Raw genomic sequence first — 4,638 nt, forward strand, 5'->3', positions numbered from 1 at the left:
GGCGAGATCGTCGGCCTGATCGGCCCCAACGGCGCCGGCAAGTCGACGCTGTTCAATCTCATCGCCGGCGTTCTGCCGCCGACGCAAGGCTCGATTCTGTTCGACGGCGAGGACGTCACCAAGCTGCCTGCGGCCGCGCGCTGCCAGCGCGGCATCGGGCGCACCTTCCAGGTGGTCAAGAGCTTCGAGACCATGACGGTCATCGACAACGTCATCGTCGGTGCGCTCGTCCGCAACACGGTGATGCGCGAGGCACGCCGCAAAGCGCACGATGTACTCGAATTCACCGGCCTTGCCGCGCGCGCCGACGTGCTCGCGAGTGACCTCGTGCCGGCTGAGAAGCGCCGCCTCGAAGTCGCGCGGGCGCTTGCGACTGAACCCAAGCTGCTGCTGCTCGACGAAGTCCTCACCGGCCTGACGCCGACCGAGGCGCAGACCGGCGTCGCCCTGGTGCGCAAGGTGCGCGACACCGGCATCACCGTCCTGATGGTCGAGCATGTCATGGAGATCGTCATGCCGCTGGTCGACCGCGCCATCGTGCTCGACCTCGGCAAGGTGCTGGTCGAGGGCAAGCCAGCCGACGTCGTCCGCGATCCCAAGGTGATCAAGGCATATCTGGGAGATCGTCATGCTGTCGGTGCGTGAAGTCACGACCGCCTATCAGGGCCTGGTCGCGATCTCCGCGGTCTCGATCGAGGTCGAGAAGGGCGAGATCGTCTGCGTTGCCGGCGCCAATGGCGCGGGCAAGTCGACGCTGCTCAAATCCATCGCCGGCGCCGAGCGACCGCGCTCGGGCAGCGTGACCTTCGACGGCAAGCGCCTGGACGGCATGGCGCAGCACCACATCACCGCGACCGGTATCGCCTATGTGCCGGAGAACCGCCGCCTGTTCCCGCGCCTGTCCGTGCGCGACAATCTTCGTCTCGGCAGCTACCTCTTTCGCGGCGAGGCGGATCGCGAAGCGCCGCTCGAACTCGTCTTCAAGCTATTCCCGCGTCTGCAGGAACGATTGGATCAGCGTGCCGAAACGCTCTCCGGCGGCGAGCAGCAGATGCTCGCGATCGGCCGCGCGCTGATGACGCGTCCGCGGCTGCTGATGCTGGACGAGCCGTCGCAGGGCATCATGCCGAAGCTGGTGGATGAAATCTTCCAGGCGGTGAAGCTAATCCGTGACTCCGGCATGACCGTGCTGATCGTCGAGCAGCGCATGGCCGAGTGCCTGGAGATCGCCGACCGCGCCTACATCCTGCAGACCGGCCGCGTGCTGATGCAGGGCGCGGCCGCGGAGATCAAGGGCAATCCGGACGTGCGGAAGGCGTATCTGGGGCTGTAGGCGAGAAGTATCGGGCACGCCCGCGCAACATTCTCAGCGTCATCGCCCGACTTGATCGGGCGATCCAGTACTCCGAGACGTCGATGATATGCGGAGAAGCCGCGGCGTACTGGATTCCCCGCCTTCGCGAGGAATGACAGCAGTGGGGGGAGCTAATGTCCGTGCTCGTGCCCGTGCTCCGGCAGTGTCACTCCGAACACCTTCACCAGATCCGTCACCTGCTCCGGCGACAGGTAGCGCGGGTTCATTCCGCGCAGTAGCAGATACAGCTTCGCCGTCTCCTCCAGCTCTTCCGTGGCAAACACCGCGGCTTCCAGCGTGTCGCCTGCAACGACCGGGCCGTGATTGGCGAGCAGCACGGACGAATATTTTCCCGCCAGTCCCTTGATCGCATCCGCAACCGCGGGATCGCCCGGGCGATAATAGGGCACGAGCGCGGTGGCGCCGCATTTCATCAGATAGTAGGCGGTCATCGGCGGCAGCGCGGCGCGCGGGTCGATCTCGGGCAGCATCGAGAGCGCGACCGAATGCGTGGAATGCAGGTGCACGATCGCACGCGCACTGCCGCGGGTGTCGTAGAGCGCAGTATGCAGCGGCACTTCCTTGGTCGGGGCGTCGCCCGACACCAGCCGGCCCTGGCTATCCAGCCGCGACAGCTTCGCCGGATCGAGGAAGCCGAGCGAGGCATTGGTCGGCGTCACCAGCCAGCCGCCGCCGTCCAGCCGGACACTGATGTTGCCTGATGAGCCCGGCGTCAGCCCGCGTTCGAACAGGGACCGGCCGAACCGGCAGATATCCTCGCGCAGCCGTGTCTCGTCGCTCGCGTCTGTTCTCATGGCCGTCATGCCCGCTTGTCTCACGCTTTGGCAGCGCGGCCAAGCCGTGATATCGGTTCGGGAAGCCGCCGCAAAGGGCGGCCATCCGGAAACGTTTCGCAAGGGTCAGTTGCATGTCGGCCTCCACGTCACAACAGCAGCGTATCGCCGTCGTCGGGCTCGGCTCGATGGGGTTTGGAATGGCGACGTCGCTGAAGCGCGCCGGCCACGCCGTGACCGGCTGCGACGTCTCGGCCGATGCCGTGGCGCGCTTCATGAAGGATGGCGGCGCTGGGGCCAAGACACCGGCCGAAGCGGCCAAGGACGCCGACATCGTCGTCAGCGTCGTGGTCAACGCCGCTCAGACCGAGGCCATCCTGTTCGGCAAGGACGGCGTCGCCGAGACCATGCCGAAGGATGCCGTCTTCGTATCCTCGGCCACCATGGATCCCGACGTGGCGCGACGCCTGGCCAAGCAGCTCGAGGCAACCGGCCGCCATTATCTGGATGCGCCGATCTCCGGCGGGGCGCAGCGCGCCGCGCAGGGCGAACTGACGATCCTGGCCTCCGGCAGTCCCTCCGCTTTTGCAAAGGCGCGGCCCGCACTCGATGCGATGGCGGCAAAGCTCTACGAGCTCGGCGATGCGGCCGGGCAAGGTGCTGCGTTCAAGATGATCAATCAGCTGCTCGCCGGCGTGCACATCGCCGCCGCCAGCGAAGCCATCGCTTTCGCGGCCAAGCAGGGGCTCGACATCCGCAAGGTCTACGAGGTGATCACGGCTTCGGCCGGCAATTCCTGGATGTTCGAAAACCGCATGCCGCATGTGCTCGACGGCGATTACACGCCGCGCAGCGCAGTCGAGATCTTCGTCAAGGACCTCGGCATCATCCAGGACATGGCGCGCACGGCCCGGTTCCCCGTGCCGGTCTCCGCCGCCGCGCTCCAGATGTTCCTGATGACGTCGGCCGCCGGCATGGGCCGCGACGACGACGCGTCGGTGGCGCGCATGTATGCGCAGGTCACCGGCGTGAAGCTGCCCGGCGACACATAAACAAGAGGAACCTCAATGCCCCGTTTTGCCGCCAATCTCTCGATGATGTTCACCGAGGTGCCGTTCCTCGACCGCTTCGATGCCGCGGCGCAAGCCGGCTTCACCGCGGTCGAGTTCCTGTTTCCCTACGAGCATCCGGCGGAGGCTGTCGGCGAGCGGCTCAAGCGCAACGGCCTGACCCAGGCGTTGTTCAACCTGCCGCCGGGCGACTGGAATGCCGGCGAGAAGGGCTTTGCGGCGCTCCCGTCGCGGTTCAACGATCTCAAGGCGAGCTTGGACACGGCGTTGCCTTATGCCAAGGCGACGGGCGTCAAGCGCCTGCACCTGATGGCCGGCATCGCCAACCGCGGCGAGCGCGCCGCGATCGAGGCCTTCTACAAGTCGGTGGCATGGGCTGCGGAGTTCTTCGCGCCTCACGGCATCGATGTCGTGATCGAGCCGATTAATGCGCGCAACGTGCCCGGCTATTTCCTCAACGATTTTGGCTTCGCCCGCGATCTGGTCCAGGAGCTGAGGTTGGCGAACCTCAAGCTCCAGTTCGACATCTATCACTGCCAGATCATCCATGGCGACGTCACCATGCGGCTGCGCGAGATGATGCCGATCATCGGCCACATCCAGATCGCCAGCGTCCCCTCGCGCAACGAGCCCGATGGTGAAGAGCTGAACTATCCGTTCCTGTTCGAAGAGCTCGACCGGCTCGGTTACACCGGGTTCGTCGGCTGCGAATACAATCCGCGCGGCAAGACCACCGATGGGCTCGGCTGGTTCAAGCCCTATGCCGGAGTGAAGCCGTGACCCTTGCATTGGGCTGCATCGCCGACGACTACACCGGCGCTTCCGATCTCGCCAACACGCTGACGCGCGCAGGGCTACGCACCGTGCAGACGATCGGCATTCCGACCGATGATCTGGCGCTGCCGGAGGTCGATGCCGTCGTGGTGTCGCTGAAGAGCCGCTCGATCGAGGCGGGCCTTGCCGTCTCGCGTTCGCGCGCGGCGGACAAATGGCTGCGCGGCCGCGGCGCGGGTCACGTGCTGTTCAAGATCTGCTCGACGTTCGATTCCACCGATGCAGGCAATATCGGCCCGGTGATGGACGCGCTGCGCGCCGACAGCGGCGAAGGCGCCGTTCTGGTAACGCCGGCGTTCCCGGAAACCGGCCGCACCGTTTACCAGGGCAATCTCTTCGTCGGGTCCGTGCCGCTCAATGAGAGCCCGCTGAAAGACCACCCGCTCAATCCAATGCACGACTCCAACCTGGTGCGCGTGCTGGCGCGTCAGAGCAGGACGCAGATCGGCCTCGTCGATCTCGCCACCGTCACCCGAGGCGCGGATGCGATCCGGGCGCGGCTGGGCGAGCTCGCCGCCAAGGGCGTCGGTGCCGCGATCGTCGACGCCGTATTCGACCGACAACCGATGTCCGCTGGCGACGAGGC

At 66.0% G+C, this 4,638-nt stretch carries 6 protein-coding genes; 5 read left to right on the top strand and 1 reads right to left on the bottom strand.

Going from position 1 to position 4,638, the window contains the following annotated elements; all coding sequences use genetic code 11:
• On the top strand, positions 1-645 hold a 645-nt coding region (locus JHD07_RS29740; RefSeq protein WP_291628630.1), incomplete at its 5' end, for an ABC transporter ATP-binding protein.
• Positions 629-1,333 (top strand): ABC transporter ATP-binding protein, encoded by a 705-nt coding sequence (locus tag JHD07_RS29745; protein ID WP_291628632.1) that lies wholly within the window; start codon positions 629-631, stop codon positions 1,331-1,333. The genes JHD07_RS29740 and JHD07_RS29745, both read left to right, overlap by 17 nt.
• 152 nt (positions 1,334-1,485) lie before the next feature.
• Here JHD07_RS29745 and JHD07_RS29750 read toward each other — a convergent pair whose 3' ends face one another.
• Positions 1,486-2,178, bottom strand: coding sequence for an aldolase (locus JHD07_RS29750; protein ID WP_291628634.1), 693 nt, complete (start codon positions 2,176-2,178; stop codon positions 1,486-1,488).
• A 104-nt stretch (positions 2,179-2,282) separates the two neighbouring features.
• Between JHD07_RS29750 and ltnD the strand changes: the two genes are divergently transcribed.
• From ltnD to JHD07_RS29765, 3 genes are all read left to right on the top strand, one after another.
• Positions 2,283-3,200, top strand: a complete 918-nt coding sequence (gene ltnD / locus JHD07_RS29755; protein WP_291628636.1) for an L-threonate dehydrogenase — start codon at positions 2,283-2,285, stop codon at positions 3,198-3,200.
• 15 nt (positions 3,201-3,215) lie between these two features.
• On the top strand, positions 3,216-3,998 hold the full coding sequence (otnI, locus tag JHD07_RS29760; protein WP_291628638.1) for a 2-oxo-tetronate isomerase: 783 nt from the start codon (positions 3,216-3,218) through the stop codon (positions 3,996-3,998).
• On the top strand, positions 3,995-4,638 hold a 644-nt coding region (locus JHD07_RS29765; protein ID WP_291628640.1), incomplete at its 3' end, for a four-carbon acid sugar kinase family protein. The genes otnI and JHD07_RS29765, both read left to right, overlap by 4 nt.

The organism is Bradyrhizobium sp., assembly GCF_016462955.1.
Taxonomy (GTDB): Bacteria; Pseudomonadota; Alphaproteobacteria; order Rhizobiales; family Xanthobacteraceae; genus Bradyrhizobium.

What these genes read in the sequence shown, in the direction of transcription:
- JHD07_RS29745 (WP_291628632.1), top strand. Translation starts at nt 629, where the DNA reads ATGCTGTCGGTGCGTGAAGTCACGACCGCCTATCAGGGCCTGGTCGCG.
- JHD07_RS29750 (WP_291628634.1), bottom strand. Translation starts at nt 2,178, where the DNA reads ATGACGGCCATGAGAACAGACGCGAGCGACGAGACACGGCTGCGCGAG.
- ltnD (WP_291628636.1), top strand. Translation starts at nt 2,283, where the DNA reads ATGTCGGCCTCCACGTCACAACAGCAGCGTATCGCCGTCGTCGGGCTC.
- otnI (WP_291628638.1), top strand. Translation starts at nt 3,216, where the DNA reads ATGCCCCGTTTTGCCGCCAATCTCTCGATGATGTTCACCGAGGTGCCG.